Below are 17,380 nucleotides of genomic sequence, written 5' to 3' on the forward strand. Positions count from 1 at the left end.
GATAAGGGGAAGATCCCCGCACTATTTAGCCAAAGCCCCTTTTGTAAATTAAATGGGACAATGATTTTAATTTCAGCAATTGCACTATCAATGGCAATGAGCAAGTCACTAGGTTGACTAAAAGATGTCATCCTTTTTTATATCTATCTATATGTATTTAATGATAAATTTTAGTTTTTTTCAGGCAATAAAAAAGGCCTGAAACGGCCTTTTTTATTAAGTTTATTGTATAGTTTAGTTTACGGTTTGGCGCGCTTTGTTAAAAAACTTGCTGCGTTGTTGTAACCACGGGTTATTCATAATTTGTGGTGCAGCTTGATAATGGCGCTCAACTAGTTGGTTTAAGGTACGGGTTGATTGCGTAAAATTAAGTTGCTGCTGTGCAGCACCCATATTAGCAATTTCAGCATCAGTCATCGCACGACCAGCAAATAATAAGGCGTTTAAGTAACCCGGCTTAGTTTCGTAGTCATTATCGGTTAAAAGTAAGGCCGCATTGTTGATTGCCCAGCGCTCATTGATTTCACCTTCGTCTTTAATACCAATCAGCTCGCCATCAAGATAAATTTTCAGTGCGCCATTGTTTGGAGCAGCGTAAAACACAAAGGCAATACGATGCCAGCTGTTTGCCAAAAGCTCGCCAAAGTAACCACTGTCACTGGTGGCAATACCAATGGCGTTATCTCGGCTGACGTAAAGGTCTGCATCATTACTGTTGGTAAGATCTGTTTGTAGTAAAGAGCGCCACTCATTGGTGCTTTGTTCTGGCCACATAATATCCATCACTAAGGTGTAATCAGCGATAAGGCCTTCTGTTTGGTAATCACCGTTTGCGGCACTATTAGCCGTTAAGGTTAAGCCTTGCGTTGGGCTATGGCGAGCAAAGGCGAGCACGCCTGAGGCACCCGTTGGTAAATCAGCAATTTCAAGCTCTGTAGTGGTGGCAAATTGACTATCTTCTGGCCCCCAGTTTTTGTCTTCAGGGTCATAAAAGTTGAGTGTTGCAGGGCCAAAGTCACTGTTAAAGCCTTGCTCAGGATTGTTAAAATTCCATACTGTGACTGCATCATCTGTTTTACAGGCATTAAGCATGTTATCGGTATCGATATATAAACATTGGCTGGTGCGTGCTCGCGCGTAGTTATCAAGCAGCCACCAACTCTCTGCGACCAAGTGCGCTTCTAAGTTTGGCAGAGCAGGGAAGAACAACTCGCGATTTAGCGCTGGGCCTTTAAATAGAGCAACGTGGTAAGTGGTTGCATTATCAATGTTACCTGGCACTAAAGAGACCCATTCTGGCTGGCTTTCGAGCATGCTTTTTAACTGGCTGCCAGTCACCGAAACTTGATAAATTGAATTAAAGCCTGGGGTGTTTGATGGTTGGCGTTCAACCTTAAATGCAGCATGGAAGTCTTCTTGGGTTAACGTACCCGGTAGCCAGCGATCTTGTACTTGGCTTGCATCAAGCAAGACGGCATCAATCTCGGGAAACTGCTGCATAGCAGCTTTGGCTGTAATCGTGGTGAGCTCTTCTGCAGAAGGGTAATTTTCCGAAACGGCAATTTCGGTGTTTGCATCTGGGGCATAGCGGCCCATGATTTCATCAATGGCGTTTTTAGTGCTTTCATCTTGGGTCGTAATGCTGGTGGTTGCGACAGTATTGTAATCAACATCTGCAAGAGTTTTGTCTTCAAGGTTAAAGGTTAAGGTAAGATCAGTTAGCCCTTGTGCAAAAAAGTTTGGCTGAATAACAATGCTGCCGTTATCTAAGGTTTGATAACTTTCACCGCCATGAGTATGCCCACCAAGCACTAAATCAATCCCTTCAACATTTTGTGCAATACGGGTGTCAGTGCCTTCACCTAAGTGACTCACCATGACCATGTAATCAACATCTTGACGGTATTGGTTTACAAGCTGCTCAGCCACTTCTTGCCACTGCCAATTCATTTTGAAGTTAGCGATAAAATCAGGAATTGGCTCGTCTTCGATAGGTTCATCAAGTTCATTCCAAGGCACTGAAGTCATGCCAAAAAAGCCAATACGAAGGCAACCGACTTGGACAACAGAAAAATCGACACCGGCAAACGGCGTATCACTACTACCATCATAGTCTGTGTTACTTGAGAGTACGATGGCATTATCGTCATCGGCAAAGTCCAGCAATTGCTCAGGTCCCCATGCATAATCGTGGTTACCTATCACACGTACGTCAAAGGCCATGGCTTTTATAGCTTCAACAGTGGCTAACCCTTGTGATGTTTGTTCAGCTACGGTGCCTTTTTCATAATCGTCACCGCCATTGGTAAATAAGGTGTTAGGGTTCTCAAGTTTAGCCTTGTCGTAGTAACTGCGAATACGGCTGAATAACTGCTCTTTAAAGCCAAAGCGCGCGTGTAAATCAGCAACATGAATAAAGCGTACTGTTTGGTTACTGGCTGTGTCATTACATTGCTCGCCAATGGTTTTACTGGCTGCAGGAACGGTGCGAGACATTAAAGCAAAACTACCAAACTCTGTGATAGCGCTGACTGCAAATCCATCATCGCTTTGTTCAGTACTGAGAGTTTGCCACTGCTCATTAACTAACTGCACTATGCTAAAGGCAAGGTTGGTTTGTTCGTCTGGTAACTTAATCGCTAAACTTAATGGTTCAGCAAATATCAGGTTATTGGGGCGAAAGGTATGAATACTCGAGACAATACCTTGCTCGATATCCGTGCTTGAAGCGCTTGTCTCTGTATAAGTAAATGTGGTGTCTGTCGTAACCGTGTTACTTATTGCATTAAGTATGACATCGCCCTGTGCAAATTCAGCCGATAAACCATTTTCAACGGAAATAATTAAACCAGACTGATCAGGAACAGTTGCGACTTCTTTTGTTGTTTTATCGCCACCACATGCTGTCAGTAATAAGCTAGTCAGAATAATGACCAGTAGTTGAGTGTTAAAGCGCACTTACTCAGTTCCTTTGCCAAACCAAATTAATATCAGAATATAGTATCAGTTTTAAGGACGCAGAGGGAATAGGGGAGAGAGAAATTCCCCGCGCCGGGCGCTACGGGGAATAAGTATTATTGCTTTTCAGCAGACACTTCTAGCTCTTCAGCTAGGATGTGTTCAGTCGTTTGTGGCTCGTGTTGGCCTTCAGCACCGTGCATCCAAGCGACTAGTTTGTCGCTTAGTAAGTACATGATCACTGCAGAAAGAACCGCCGTTGCGCCTAAACCAATGAAGATACCCATCGCGTTGTCTAACGCTTCTTCACCTTCACCTAGGAATGAACCTACGAAACCTGCAATTTTGTTTGCAACCGCTGTACATAGGAACCAGATACCCATAAGCATTGAAGCTAAACGTAGAGGTGCAAGTTTACTCACCATAGATAAACCAATCGGCGATAAACATAACTCACCTAATGTGTGGAATAAGTAGAATAAAACTAACCACATCATGCTGATTTGTAGGTGCTCACCTTGACCTTGTGTCATTAGCGCTAGGATCATCGTGATGAAACCAAGTGCTAAGAAAATAAGTGCAATAGCAAACTTAACCGGAGAGTTTGGTTCACGTTTATCAAGTTTCAACCAAATGATGGCAACTAAAGGTGCAAATACAATGATGAAAATTGAGTTTAAAGATTGGAACCAAGAAGCAGGTACTTCAAAGTTAAATAGCATACGGTCAGTGTAATCGTTAGCGAAAAGGTTCATTAAACCACCCGCTTGTTCAAAGCCCATCCAGAAGATGATGCTGAATACACTCATAGTGAAAATAACTTTAATACGGTCAGTTTCGACTTTCGTTAAAGGCTCTTTAGTATTTGATTCAGACTGTGCTTGAGAAAGCTTAGCCGAAGGAACAACACCGATTTCGCCTAAGTATTTATTACTTAGTGCAAGTTGAAGAAGAACTGAGATCACCATACCTACACCAGCTACGATGAAACCCCATTGCCAGCCCATTGCTGCAGCAGCATAACCCGCAACTAGAGGACCTAATGCACCACCTAGGTTGATACCCATGTAGAAGATAGTGAACGCACCATCACGACGTTGGTCACCTTCTTTATAAAGGTCACCTACCATGGTTGAGATATTAGGTTTAAATAAACCGTTACCTAAACAAAGTAGTGTTAAACCAATATAGAAAACGTTTTCTTCTTGGCCAGCTAAATAGCTGTGAGGAATACCCATAGTGAAATGGCCTGCAGCCATTAATAAACCACCAAGGATAATTGCTTTACGTTGTCCTAAGACGTTATCGGCTAACCAACCACCGAATAGTGGTGTGATATATACAGCCATAGTGAAGGTACCATAAAGGCTTAATGCGTCTGCATTTGACCAACCAAAACCACCTTCTTGTACAAGCGCTACTAAATATAAAACTAAAATGGCGCGCATGCCGTAGTAACCGAATCGTTCCCACATTTCTGTGCCGAACAACAGGAATAACCCTTTAGGATGCCCTAAAAAGTCACCTGCTTTAGGTAATGAACTCATATTTACTTCCTAACTCTAAGTTTTTATTTGAGGCCTTATTGTTTTTGCTTTGGTCGTTCTATGTATTTATTTAGTGAACGGGCGGCCATGTTTATTGATGCAGCTAAGATAATGGTTTGTTGCTCAAGTTTTAAACTTGAAGGTAAGAGACACACCCTTATCCTAGCTACAAGTGCGCTACAGTATACATAGACCTTATGGTGAGGGGAAGATCTTGCGACACTTGCCCCTTGTGATGCGATGGTTAGTAGCTTGCATAAGGCACAACAGGTTTCCCCGGGAATGCCAGCTCGCTATACACCGGATTAAAGTAATAACGGAAGTACAACTGAGCATAATTCGGCTCGTAAAAATCGGCTCTATCTAAGTTGACGTAACCACCAAAGAACCAATGAGGCGTGAATCGGTACTCAAAACTTGCCCCTAAGTTATACGATAAGCCACTGCTGGTATCGCCCTCAAAGTAAGGCACAACACCCGTTACAGCTGTTTGAGCCTCTGCTTGGCCTTGCAAAATAGGGTCGTTCGGGAAAAACGCAATGTCGTCAGTGGTGGTGGTTGACCAAGATACGCCAGCGCGCAGTCGGTATACAAAATTATGACCAACTCGCTTATCAAAAATCACAGGTAATGCAGCGCCCAAGTAGTTTTGTGGGCTGTAATAGCCACCATGTCCCCAGGTTTCTTCACTTAAATTATACTTATACGACCAGTGTAATAAGTTAAGGCCTAGGCTTAATTCGGTGTTTCTTTCACGAATATAACGATAATAACTGCCACCCATTAGGCTGTAGCTTTGATTGTCTTTTACGTTTTTACCTTGCAAGATTTGGTAGTTAGTACTGCCCCAAAACCCCCAATCTAGGCCAAGGTCATGAGATAGACTAAGTTGTAATTGCGTAGCTCTAACACCGCCCCATACTTGGTTAGTAAAGACATCTTCAAGTCCGGCGTAAGATAATACAGAGCTAGTGACTGGGCGTTTATTAAACGTGACGCCATAACCAAAGTCGCCTAAATCACCTTTGTAATTAACGCCCCACACGATATCTTCGACTAAAAAGCCAAGTGGAGTGGTACCAACATCAATGCGCCATTGCTCGTTTTGCCAAGCAAGGCCAATATCCATACCTTGTTGCTTTGGTTTTATGCTTAAAAGTGGGCAGTCAAAAATACAAAGGGCCCCTTGACCATAGCGGCTACCAGCAAAGGTTTCATCAAAGCGGGTTTCTTGGCTCGATATCGTCATTGGGTCTAATTTCACAATCCCAGTGCCACCCCACAGTGGAAAACCGGCTTCGATAGGTGTTGCACCAGCGCCGAGGGTTGACTCATTTTGCGTGCTGGTTTGGCTACTTAAGTTGATAGCGGCAGTGATATAGGCTTGTTCATCGCGCTCGATGCTTTGTAATTGGCGCTTGGCATTATTGACATACCATGCTTCATTTTCATCAAGGGCATACAGCTCATAGTTCTGCTCATCGCTTAAGTTGCTCGTTGCAGTATCTGGATCTACTGCCGCGCGGTACCAGTTTTGAGCAAGCGTAGTTTGTTGCTTAGCTTGTGCAACCGCTGCCGCTTGATAATAGAGTTCTTGGTTATTGTTTGATTTAGCCAGTAATTGTTCAGCTAGATTAATGGCACTTTGCGTATCTTCAAATTGTTCAAGTGCGGTCATTAATTGCTGCTGACGATAGCTTTGTTCATTTGAAACCTGATTAATTTGTCCAGCAATGATGCGATCTGCTAAATCATCTCTTTGCTGCTGACGAGCGAGTGTCGCAATAGCTAAAGCAGTATCTGTTGAGACAGTTTGCCCATTTGCGATGTGTTGCTCAAAGCGGCTAATAGCCTGGTTACTATTGCCTTGCTCGATATGAGCATTGATCAGCGACTCTGACAGCTCTGGGTTATCAGGGTAGCGTGTTGCAAGCTCTGAGAGCTTAGCAACTCTAAGGTTACTATCACTAAAGCGATTAACGTAGTTTACTTGCAGTGCTAACCATTGTGATTGCTCTGCATCGTTTGAGTTACTCGGCAGGTGATAGTCTGCAAACCAGCTATCAGCAGCGTTTTTATCGTTGCTTTCAATTAGCCAATTAGCATAAGTCATATGCCAATAAGGGCTCAAACTTGGGTCACGAGTAAGGGCTTTTTTCAGTTGTCTAATTGCATACTGCTGCTCATTAATTTGTTGCCATTGGCTGGCAAGCTCAGCTTGCATTAAAGGTGTTAATGGCTGTGCCTCTAACTCGGTGAGCTTATAAATCACCGTGGCTTTATTCGTAGCTGTATTGTTGGCAGAGAGTCTTTCAAGTTTGGTATTAATGCTAAGCTGCTCTGTAAGCACATTAATTTGTTCTGTACGCGCGTTATTAGGAATGTAATCTAAAGTTGCCAGTGCTCCTTGGTAATCATTCAACGAACGTAAAAATAGGGCATGGCTATAACGTAAATCTGCATCTAGCGGAAATTGCCACAAGGTTTTTTTATAAAGTGCTTTGGCATGATCAACTAAACCTTGTTGTTGATATAAATTTGCAAGGTCGTAGTAAAGCCAACTTTGACGTGGGCTTTGTTTGATTGCCATAAGTAGCACATCAACTGCTTCATCAAGTTTACCTTCAGCAGTAAGCTCATCTGCACGGGCTCGCAGTTGCTGTGTTTGTAATAGGGTGTAATCTTCAGTCAGTAGCGCTTGTTGCTGACCAGTTAAGCTATTATAAAATTGATGACTACGAGCATAATTGCCATCTGAGGCGGTTAATTCAAGCATGGCACGCAAAGTTGCCTGTTGCAGAGGATCGTCATTTAGCACTTGCTTATAGAGATTCATCGCGTTTTGGTATTGCCCAGCTTGTTTGGCAAGTTCAGCGCGGTAAAACAACACGGTATTAGGGTCTTCATTTAACGTATCTGCTAAATCAAGCTTAAGTGCAGCCTGTTTGAGTTCATTGCTACTAATGGCCGATTTAGCTTCATCTATGTATTGCCAAAAACGTGCGGTATTGGCGAGACCTTTTAATACCGTTATGCGGTTTGCATCTATGCTGTATTGTTGTGCTTTTTTAAAGTGCTGGTAGGCATTGGCATTCCTGCCTTGTCTTAAGTTTAATAAACCTAGGCTATTGTATATTTCAGGATCTTGAGGACGCCCTCGCAGAGCTTTATTGAAGAGCTTTTCTGCCGTATCAAAGTGACGTTTTTCAAGTTCGACACTGCCTTTGAGCCATGCCTGATAAGCAGGATCCGCTTGCTTTTTTTGCTCAGCCAAATGTGCTTTTTTAAAGTCACTAAATTGCAGCTGACCTTTACTGCTTTTAGGGTAGGCAGCAAAGTAGTCTTGATAAGCAAGCTTAGTGTGTTTATTAAGCGGCATGTTTTCAAGCGCTGCAAGCCAAGCAAATTCGGCTTCGACACCATATTGATTGCTGTGTGCATAGTGACTAAGTAGCTTAATGGCTTCTTTATTCGTTGGGTTCTGTTTTAATAGATGCCTTGCATAGGCAAGCTCAAAACGGCCACTATGAGGGTAGCGCTTCATTAAAGAACGATAACCGCGCAGTGCTTGTTGATACTGACTTGAATCTTGAGCAAGCCAGTTGATGTGCTCAAGCTCATATTCAATATTAGGGTAAGCGGATTTAAATAGGCGGTTGTATATTTGCACTGCTTCGCTGTACTGACCAGCTCTGGCACGAAGCCTGGCTTGTTGAACCACTTCTTTGTCTTGATTATTGACTCGTGCAAGCATAGTTAAGCTTGTTACGCACGGATGCGACATCTTACTGAGCTCTGCTAAACGTGCATTGGCTTTATCGACTTCTTTTAGGCTATATAAAACACGCACCTCTGCGCATTGCACTTGGGTGTTTTTAGGTGCAATGCTTTGCAGCTTTTCTAAGCTGTCGCTCATCAATTGATTATCACGCTCAATTTCACCTAGTTGCACTTGGCTAATTAACCAATCAATTGATTGACTATCAAGGTCCTTGTTAACTGCTGCGGATGCACTGGAGCTTGCTAAAACTGCAGCAAGTAGCCACTTTATCGGCATTCATTGCTCCAGTTAGTTGTTAAGGCGCCGTTTTTATCAATATTAAAACGTTTGTTCAATGCGCTATTACCAAATAAATACAACACGCTGTCGTAATAGCGGCTGGTGGTAAAGCGGGTATCCATCATAATTTGCTGTTGTAAAGCTGTCACAGTTTGTGATGCATTATCTTCAGCAAGCAGTGGTAATAAAGCTGCAACAAAACCACTTGGGGCATTGCCGGCTGTTTTGCCCGTGACTGCATTGGTTTCTAATGGCACTTTGCCTGAAGAAACAATGCTATCAACAAAAGGTTTAAACTGATCTGTGAGAGCTTTTTTATAGGGTGCATCTTCAGCCATCATGCTGGCCCAAAGATAGACGCGGATTGCATTATAACTACCTTTTGTAGGGGTGCTTTTATCATGATAAAAGCCTTTTTCCACGCTGTAATTAACCCAGTCAGGGCTCACGCCTTTTGGTGCTGTATCTATTAACAACTGCGCCGAGTTATCGTGTAATGCTTGCCAAGGCGAGTGCGGGTATAGGTGCGCAAATTGCGCAAAAATAAATAGCGGTGCATAGCTTGGATTTAATTTCCAGCTACTGTCTTTTTCAAAGCCTGATGGCCCCGGTAACAAGGTTAGGCCAAGGTTTGGTATTTGTGCGGTTTCTTCACGAATAATGCGCTCAGCAAGCACTGAGCTTAGCACTGCATAGCGTCTTTCATTCCATAAAATAGCCGCTTGTGACAGAGTATAAGCAATCCATAAATCTGAATCAGAAGCTGGATTCGAATCAAGGATTTGCCCTTGGCTTTGTTTAATGCCCCATTGCCATGCTGGTAAACGGGTACTTAAATCACCTTCAGAAAGGTGTACTTCAGTCCACTCAAGTAACTTATCGAAGCTGGCTTTATCATTGGCAAGTAAAGCAAAGAATAACGCATAAGATTGCCCTTCAGAGGTGGTGATGCTGTATTCACTGCCTAAATCAATTACACGTCCTTCTGGTGTAATAAAGTGGGTTTTAAAGTTATTCCACTGCGGCCATGCGCTACAGCTTAATTGAGCTAAGGCATTGCTTGAAAATACAAAAACGAATAGTAAAGAAGCGATAGTTTTCATTATGCCTGATCTCCTTCAGATAAACGTTTTTTGGTCAGCAGCGCAAGCACTCGCCACAACATAAATGAAATAAGTAGTAGTGTAAGTAGCGACAGAATCGCTAACAATACTGGGCGGTCTGAAAAGTGGAACCAAATAAGTGTATGGATAGGCACATGACCGACAAAATACTGCTCATCGGTTTTAATCGTTTTGATGCCTTGGCTATTGATAATGGCGGAGCCTCCCATTATTTGAGCAGTTTTATCTTCATTTAATAGGGCATCAGTGAGTAGCGCATATGCACTTTCATTACTGGCAATTAAAGACACCACTGAACGGTCTGAATCGAAGGGTGACTGAAATCCTGACATCACGGCTAAACGACCAATGCTGCTGATGTTTACTTTAATTTTTTCAGCGCCTTTTGTGTCGTATGCACCATTGTAGATAGCTTGATCAACAATGCGTTGGTTGTTGTTGATAAGCACACTTAGGGCGCTGTCTTTGGCAAGGGATGTTAAGAAAGAATCAGCCTTACCAATGATAATAATGTCTTTATCGTTTAGCGCTAATTGGTTACTTGGGAATTGAATCTCTAAACGGTGCGCAGGGTAGCCGGTAATAGCGCCTAAATGACCAGCAAAATTAAGTAATAAGCTAATCGCGTTAACTGAGGCGTTAGCTTCCATCACCAAAGTACTTTGGTGTAAATCGGCATATTTTGTAAATGGAAAACCACCACTTGCAAAGGCACGTAAGTTTGGCATGGCAATATAGTGATGGAAGTCACTCACATCAATCGTAGAGCTGCCGTCAATAGCGCCAAATTCACCACCGGCTGGAATGGCACTACACTCACCGGTTTTTACAACAGCAAAGTTAAAGTCATAAGTCAGTTGGTTATTTGTTGTTAAATCTAACCCTGTTAATTCAAAGTCTTGACGAGTTTGAGTTGGATTAAAATCTGATAGAAGCGGCAACAACGTATTGGTTGTTATTGTTTTACCGCCTTCGTTATCAAGAATAAAACCATCCACAAACTTACCGTTGATCAGCATGTTCAAACGCGACAACATGTTTTGTTCAACAGGTGTGTTGCGGTAATTCAAGGTAATCGGAATACCATTTTCACGCCAAGTAAATAAATCGGGTGCAAAACGTAAGTCTAAACGAACTGGCAGACCGCGATAGCCTTCTGACTGTAATTGGGTTGGGTATTCTATGAACTCATCAAAGCTTACCGGACGATCAGAACGTACCCACAGTGGTGCATCGTATGCTTTTCTAAGTGGTAAGTTGCTAATTGCTTCGATGATTGCACTGCGACCTGTCATTACCTTATAGCCAAAGACTAAACCAACAACGGCTTCTTTCAATTGCGCGGTGTCTTTACCTAAAACAAGCAGTATTTTTGCGTAACGCTGAGTCGGGCTGCTGATGATTTCTACGGTAGGCTTTTCAACATCAGGGTAATTCAATAAAAAATCAGGTTTATTGTCATTTGTTGCGAATACGACACTATGTTCTGTTGGTGTTGCATTAATTTGCACTGGGAATTGCGCTTTGCGCCATTTTGCTTGCGCGCCAAAGAAGCTTGATAAGGTTGTGGCAGCTTCTAACGTATTTTCATCGGGTTGTGATGCAAAAACGAATGGCAAAGTGACCTTATTGTAGTCGCGAGAGTCAAAAAATGGTGCAGGGAAATACTCTAGCAAGCTTTCAAGTGCCAGTGCTTGACGGTCAATAGAAATACGGCTGCTTTTACTCAGCTCAGCCCAAATTGCATTACTATAATCATCCTGACAAACCATGTCGTAATAACCCACTAACTCAAAACGAATTTGGTTAAAGTCTTTAATTAACTTAGGGTTAAGCACGATGCTACGCTCAGCGACAGTGCCAATAGGCGTGTTCTTATCATCGATAGGTAATACAGTGACAAGATTTTCATTTAAGAAAATTTTTAAATGTGACACACGACCTATCAGTGACGGTGACGTGGTATATGAAAAATCGAGGGTTAGTTTTTTACCTAACTTATCAAGACGGTTCGTAAAATCAACGCGGGTACTATTGCTCACACCATCAAGTTTAAACTTGCTTAATCCAAGCTTTTCAAAGCTTAGCGTCATGCTTTCAATTGGCGCTTGCTCTGGGTAACCATCATCAAAAATCGCTTTATTAGAAAGAGGCTCAGCACTTATCGCCCAGCCAGGTAAGCTGAGTGTGATAACAGCAAATAACAAGGTTAAAAAAGTTCTTATCATGGTGTTTTTAGTACTTTTGTTGGTTTTTGGGGTAATAACGACGCCACAAAGTACAAGACTCTTGATGCAAACGCAATCGCGGGTCTTAATTCATTTGGGGCATGGAAAATCAAGTTCTTAAAGCCTTTAAGACTGGTATAAAAAACGTGAGAAAAGCTATACGAAGGCTTGTCATGTTTAAAGTTTTCTTGCCAATCTAGCCAAGCATCAGCACGAGAGAAAGTGCATTGAATAAAGGCTTTTTGTTTTTCTAAATCTAAATCTCTGAGGGTCAGACCCAACTGTTTATCGCGGGTGTTACAGATATAGGTCGGGAATGAAAACTGTTTGAAGCCACGACTCATTAGCAGCTCTACCTTATCGTTTACACGGCAAAGATGATTGTGCTCAGTTTCAAGACCAACACCATTATTTGAGTAGTCCGTAATTTTCACTTTAATGGTACGGCCATTGGCTAGGCGAATAGCCGCAGGGAAATTTGCTTTGATTCGATGTGAGCTACGTACTTGTTTCGCTTCAGCGGCAACGGCCACCGCTGCACCTAAAATTACCACGTTGTAGCTCGCCCATAACATGCTGATAAGTAAAACACCTATTTGTGAGCTGTCACCAAAGAACAACCTGAACACGCCATAGGTCATACCTAACACGTTAACCAGTAACAAGATGATATAGGGTTTTGAAATCGTCCAGTCGTAGTGATCTTGCTTGTTTAAGCCACCTTTTTCGGTCACGTTAAATTTGCCCTTATTCGGGTTGATAAGCGCAACTGTGGTGGGTTTTAAAATATACCAAGCAAGTACTGATTCATAAACTTCGCCCCAAAATGAATAGCGGTATTTTCCCTGAATTCGGGAATTAGTGATTTTTACCTGTAACAGCGTTGGCACAATATAAAGAAAAATGGCAACAAACGGTGCATAGATAATTTGCGCATTGAAATAAATTAATGCCAGCGGCGCGGTTAAAAACACAATCCGCGGGATACCCGATAAAAAGTGCAACATAGCGTTTAAGTAACACAATCGCTGTGCAATATTTAAGCCCTTACCAAACAGTGGGTTATCTAACCGGAATATTTGTGCCATGCCGCGTGCCCAACGAATACGCTGGCCAACGTGGGCGGATAAACTGTCAGTGGCAAGGCCGGCAGCTTGCGGGATATTAATGTACGTTGTTTTATAGCCAGCGCGCTGCATTCTTAGCGCGGTATGGGCGTCTTCTGTGACGGTTTCTACCGCAAAACCACCAATTTCTTCAAGGGCACTACGCCTTAACACAGCACACGAACCACAGAAGAAGGTTGCATCCCACATATCATTGCCATCTTGAATTAAGCCATAGAACAACATATTTTCATTTGGGATTTTCCGATGGTTTTTGAGGTTGCGCTCAAATGGATCGGCAGAAAAAAGTGGTGAGGTGTTTGTACTAAACACACTTTACTGTCATTGATGAACTGTCCCATTGTCATCTGTAAAAATGAGCGAGCAGGTATGTGATCACAGTCAAAAATAGCAATGTAGTCGCCATTCGTTACTTTCATCGCATGATTCATATTACCGGCTTTGGCATGTTTGTTATCAGGACGAGTTAAATAACCAACATCAATTTGCTTTGCAAATTCTGCAAACTCAGGGCGCTTACCATCATCTAAAATATAAATATTTAGCTTATCTGCAGGCCAATCGATACTTTGCGCAGCAATCGTAGTGGGCTTTACTACCTCTAATGGCTCATTATAAGTCGGAATATAAATATCAACCGTTGGCCAATTTGCAGTGTCTTTTCCTAATGCGATGGGCTTACGGTGCAGTGGATTGATAGTTTGGAAGAAACCTAAGATCAGAACTAACCAAGCGTAACTTTCAGCAAGCAATAAACCAATCCCGAGTGCAAGGGCTAACGGGTCACCCCAGTTCAGGGTATCTGTGTAGCGCCACCATAGATAACGTGTCGACGTTGTTACAGACAGGGTGATCATCACAATGGTCGCTATTTGTCCCTCAACACGTCTGAGTGAATAAGCAACCACCAAAATTAAACTAATGAACACCGCTTGTGCTTCAATACTAAATGGTACGGTGATAAAAATCGCTACAGCAAAAATAAGTAGGGTTAAAAACGCGACTTTTAGGGTGCTATTTTTCCAAAGGGATGAGCGACTCACCGCTTTATACGATTTAGTTTTGGTTTGTTTTCTTGCAGCTAACCAAAGCACTTTAAATGAGCGCACAAGCTTGTTGTCTGCCAGTCTTAATAAACGAGCTGAACGTGTTACTGTACGCCAAGTTTTACGCTGCTCAATAGTTATGTGCTGCTGTGAGGTTGTGGTGGTGTTGAACAGCGCAAGATAAATACTTTGCAATACAATTCGAACACAGTTACTCGGTGTCAAAACAGGTTGAGATACATGGGGGTATAAACGCTGTAATTTATGTTTAATTTCTCGTTTTTTGTTGTTATCTAATTTAATAAATAATGACAAAAAAAGCACAAAGAAAGGCAGTAAAAACGCAGCTAACAAGCTCATTTTATGTTGATTGTAATAACCATAAAACTTAATAAATATAAACCGTACAAGCGGCTTGGTTAAAACTAAGCTTAATAGCACTTTTAATAAGCGTTGCGGCACACTTACAGAATTTATTTTATTGCTCATTCTGACTCGCACGGCTTACAAGCCAACCTGCTAGCGTTTCAAAATCGTCATTAGCAACGCTATACGGTGCACAGTTAATCGCCACATTGCGAAACGCGGTGGCTTCTTTGATCACTTCATCTTTGTTGATATATAAGGGCGCAATTAACGGCAGTTCACTTTGCCAAAGCTGCAATAGATCTGATTCAAGCTCAGAGGCAGAGTTATATTTATTGGTTAAAAAGTAATGCTGCCATGATGACTCTGCCTGTTTAAGTGTGTTTAAACGCTTGAAAGCAAAGCTGTGACAAATAGCATCACAATTAATAATCTCAAGGAATATATCGTCTTCATTTAGCGGGTAGCGATGCACATCGACATGGGCAGGGCAGTCAAACAAAAACCAGCTGTCATCGCTGTCATTAAGTTGCTGACAGCTCTCGATAATGCTCGAAAAGTCTAAGCCTAAGTTCGAGCGGCTACCATAAGGTAAAAACCTTACACCATCGTTATCTTGGTGGAACTGCTCACATGCTGAAGCGAAGTCTGGGTAATCGCTCCAGCCAAGCAGATGCTCCCAGGCAAGTCCAAGGTGTAGGCCTAAGTCGCCTTTAGGGTCTAAATCGATGGCATACACAGGCACATTTGACTTTCTTAAGGCGCAAGCAAGGTTGGCCACAATCGATGTTGTACCTGTCCCGCCTTTAATTCCTTTTAAAAAAATTCGCTTCATTTATGAGTCTTTATTGCGCTTTTGTTAATTTTTTTAGTGCTCTGTGTTTGTGTCGTTGCTAATGCAATATCGTTAAGCAAAGGGTATTTTTCAATTGTTTTGCGATTTTTTTCGACATCAACAATTTCAACATAATCTGTTTCTTTGCCGCCAAATTGACGTAATAACTTCTCAATATCATATTGAGTTAATGTGTGTGAATTTTTTACTGCAAAGTCATTCATCTAAAAAACCGTAATGAGAAAAATTAGCTTAAAAATGTTCACGATCCATGGACATAATTTGCATTATATATAGAATAGCGTTTAAAACTAGTACTAAAGTATCTTTTTTAAGGGTTTGTTAGTGCCTCATTTAAATATCACAGGACTAAACGTAGCTTTCTCTGAGCTTAAGCGAGGCGCAAACTATGCTTTACTTGCCCCGTTAGACAATCAGCTATTAGAGTTAACAAGGCACCTTTTAACCAATCATAAAGACCCGGCTTTTTTGCTTTCTGAACAAGTCGAGTTGTTCTTTGAAGGAGAGGGTAACGAGTTATTGTTCACTTTGTTCGAACAAGGGGTACTACGTCCTTTCCATTTACATCATAATGAAAATGTATCAAAAAGTTTGCAATTTTCCCGTGGTGTTATTAACGAAATAAAACAGTATGAGCAACTTAAAAACAGCACCGTTATCGTGCATGTCGATTCAGAGCAGTTAGTTTCCTTGAATGAGCAACAGCTTGGTGAAAAACTCAAGCTCTATCTGGCTTTGTCACAGTCAAAAAATGTCACATTAGTGTTTTTAATGTCAGGAGCCCATGTCAGTGAATTGAGGCGCCAGTTGTTAGCTTTAAACCGTTTCTTTGACGGCTTAATTTACATGACTCAAGAAGCATCTATCCGCACCCTTGAGTATGATTATTGGTGCCATAAAGAAGGTGTCATTGCTGGACGCTCAGTCAATTTGCAGCTTCATGATAGTCAGCTTGCATTAATCGAAGAAGAGCAAGAAGCCGATGAAAAGTCGCAGCCAACGGCCCAAGACTTTGATGAAGATGAAGTATGGCTCACTCGCAGTGCTGTGCCTGAGGGGACAAAGCTCCCTGTTTTTTATAAAATTATTGATGACAATGATGCTCTTTTTTCTAAAGGGCTAACTAAAAAGTCAGCGACCTTAGTATTTGCCGTTAGCCGCTACACTGATTTAAAAGCATTAGCCAAAGATTGCTTCTCTCTTCGTAAAAAATGTGGTCGTCGGTTGAAATTGGTTATTCAAAATGTTGATGGCATTATTCGCCATCAAGATGAGTGCCTATTTTTAACTTTAGGGGTTAATCTTATTTTATATAGTTATTCTGAGCCTTCGCGATTACTGTCACAAATTCAGTCAATTCAAGGGTTTCAGTTTTCAAGACCCCTACCAAAATCGATTGATGATGTTCTAAAATACAGTGAAAATGTATTGGCTAAAGGGTATTTACCTCCTGTTAAATTCGCAGAGCAGGTTGCGAAGCATAGTGATTCTGCTGCCAACCTTGGCGTAAGCGGCGTACTTGTTTTGATGCAGCTTTTGCCACGTATTGATGCGATACACCCATTGCATTTATTCCATGTAAAGCGCGAAGGGGATATTTTTAGTTTTGCTGATGGTACGGTTTATCTTTATCTACATGCTTGTCGAGAACACGATGTTGAAAGTGCAATTAAGCATTTATTTAAATTACAGGTGAGTGACTTCTTTATGTCAAAAAATGTCATTGCTGATCATTTTTATATTCAGCAAGAATGTCGCCGCATGCAACGTCATTTTGCTAATACTGAAATAACAGACTTTACTCAGCAATTACAAGAAAATGTAAGCTATATTTTTGACGCGAAAGCATCAGATATAGCAAGTTTAAACACTGAAACACCGGAATTTAAAAAAGTGATTCGACCTATATCCGAGCCAGTAAAAGTGACCTTAAAAGGTGAATTATCATGAGCTTAAATCAGTTTTTTATAACTTTTATCATCGCAATGTTAATCGGCATTCTGCTGAGTAATACAGGTAAGATATTGTTTAAAAAAGCAGTCGTGCTATACCGAAAACTAACATTTAG

General features: G+C 41.7%; 8 protein-coding genes and 1 pseudogene. 1 reads left to right on the forward strand and 8 read right to left on the reverse strand.

Annotation, left to right across the window (positions count from 1 at the left end):
* Window positions 1-234: 234 nt before the first annotated feature.
* From P4S60_RS04685 to bcsR, 8 genes and pseudogenes are all read right to left on the reverse strand, one after another.
* Window positions 235-2,958, reverse strand: coding sequence for a metallophosphoesterase (locus tag P4S60_RS04685; RefSeq protein ID WP_337115188.1), 2,724 nt, complete (start codon window positions 2,956-2,958; stop codon window positions 235-237).
* A gap of 116 nt (window positions 2,959-3,074) precedes the next feature.
* Complete coding sequence (locus P4S60_RS04690) at window positions 3,075-4,505, reverse strand: peptide MFS transporter (RefSeq protein ID WP_188726689.1); 1,431 nt, start codon at window positions 4,503-4,505, stop codon at window positions 3,075-3,077.
* Between the two features lie 244 nt (window positions 4,506-4,749).
* Window positions 4,750-8,562: a cellulose synthase subunit BcsC-related outer membrane protein gene (locus tag P4S60_RS04695; RefSeq protein WP_337115189.1), complete on the reverse strand. Its 3,813-nt coding sequence runs from the start codon at window positions 8,560-8,562 to the stop codon at window positions 4,750-4,752.
* A complete protein-coding gene (gene bcsZ / locus P4S60_RS04700) occupies window positions 8,553-9,668 on the reverse strand; it encodes a cellulose synthase complex periplasmic endoglucanase BcsZ (protein ID WP_337115190.1) in 1,116 nt (371 codons plus the stop codon). Before bcsZ ends, P4S60_RS04695 begins: the two co-directional genes overlap by 10 nt.
* Window positions 9,668-11,917, reverse strand: a complete 2,250-nt coding sequence (bcsB, locus tag P4S60_RS04705) for a cellulose biosynthesis cyclic di-GMP-binding regulatory protein BcsB (RefSeq protein ID WP_337115191.1) — start codon at window positions 11,915-11,917, stop codon at window positions 9,668-9,670. The genes bcsZ and bcsB overlap by 1 nt, the downstream gene beginning before the upstream one ends.
* Window positions 11,914-14,579 (reverse strand): annotated as a pseudogene (gene bcsA / locus P4S60_RS04710) (UDP-forming cellulose synthase catalytic subunit). The gene bcsB and the pseudogene bcsA overlap by 4 nt, the downstream one beginning before the upstream one ends.
* Window positions 14,569-15,291 carry a cellulose biosynthesis protein BcsQ gene (gene bcsQ, locus P4S60_RS04715; protein WP_063700246.1) on the reverse strand — a complete coding sequence of 241 codons (723 nt, stop codon included), beginning with the start codon at window positions 15,289-15,291 and terminating at the stop codon, window positions 14,569-14,571. Before bcsQ ends, bcsA begins: the two are co-directional and overlap by 11 nt.
* A complete protein-coding gene (gene bcsR / locus P4S60_RS04720; RefSeq protein ID WP_063700244.1) occupies window positions 15,288-15,515 on the reverse strand; it encodes a BcsR/BcsP family cellulose biosynthesis protein in 228 nt (75 codons plus the stop codon). Before bcsR ends, bcsQ begins: the two co-directional genes overlap by 4 nt.
* Window positions 15,516-15,636: 121 nt before the next feature.
* Here bcsR and bcsE point away from each other — a divergent pair, with 121 nt between their 5' ends.
* The gene (gene bcsE, locus P4S60_RS04725; protein WP_337115192.1) at window positions 15,637-17,262 is read left to right on the forward strand and encodes a cellulose biosynthesis protein BcsE; all 1,626 of its coding nucleotides are present in this window, start codon (window positions 15,637-15,639) and stop codon (window positions 17,260-17,262) included.
* Window positions 17,263-17,380 lie beyond the last annotated feature (118 nt).

Source organism: Pseudoalteromonas sp. Hal040 (genome assembly GCF_037162425.1).
Taxonomy (GTDB): Bacteria; Pseudomonadota; Gammaproteobacteria; order Enterobacterales; family Alteromonadaceae; genus Pseudoalteromonas; species Pseudoalteromonas gelatinilytica.

What these genes read in the sequence shown, in the direction of transcription:
- bcsZ (WP_337115190.1), bottom strand. Translation starts at nt 9,668, where the DNA reads ATGAAAACTATCGCTTCTTTACTATTCGTTTTTGTATTTTCAAGCAAT.
- bcsR (WP_063700244.1), bottom strand. Translation starts at nt 15,515, where the DNA reads ATGAATGACTTTGCAGTAAAAAATTCACACACATTAACTCAATATGAT.
- P4S60_RS04690 (WP_188726689.1), bottom strand. Translation starts at nt 4,505, where the DNA reads ATGAGTTCATTACCTAAAGCAGGTGACTTTTTAGGGCATCCTAAAGGG.
- P4S60_RS04695 (WP_337115189.1), bottom strand. Translation starts at nt 8,562, where the DNA reads ATGCCGATAAAGTGGCTACTTGCTGCAGTTTTAGCAAGCTCCAGTGCA.
- bcsQ (WP_063700246.1), bottom strand. Translation starts at nt 15,291, where the DNA reads ATGAAGCGAATTTTTTTAAAAGGAATTAAAGGCGGGACAGGTACAACA.
- bcsB (WP_337115191.1), bottom strand. Translation starts at nt 11,917, where the DNA reads ATGATAAGAACTTTTTTAACCTTGTTATTTGCTGTTATCACACTCAGC.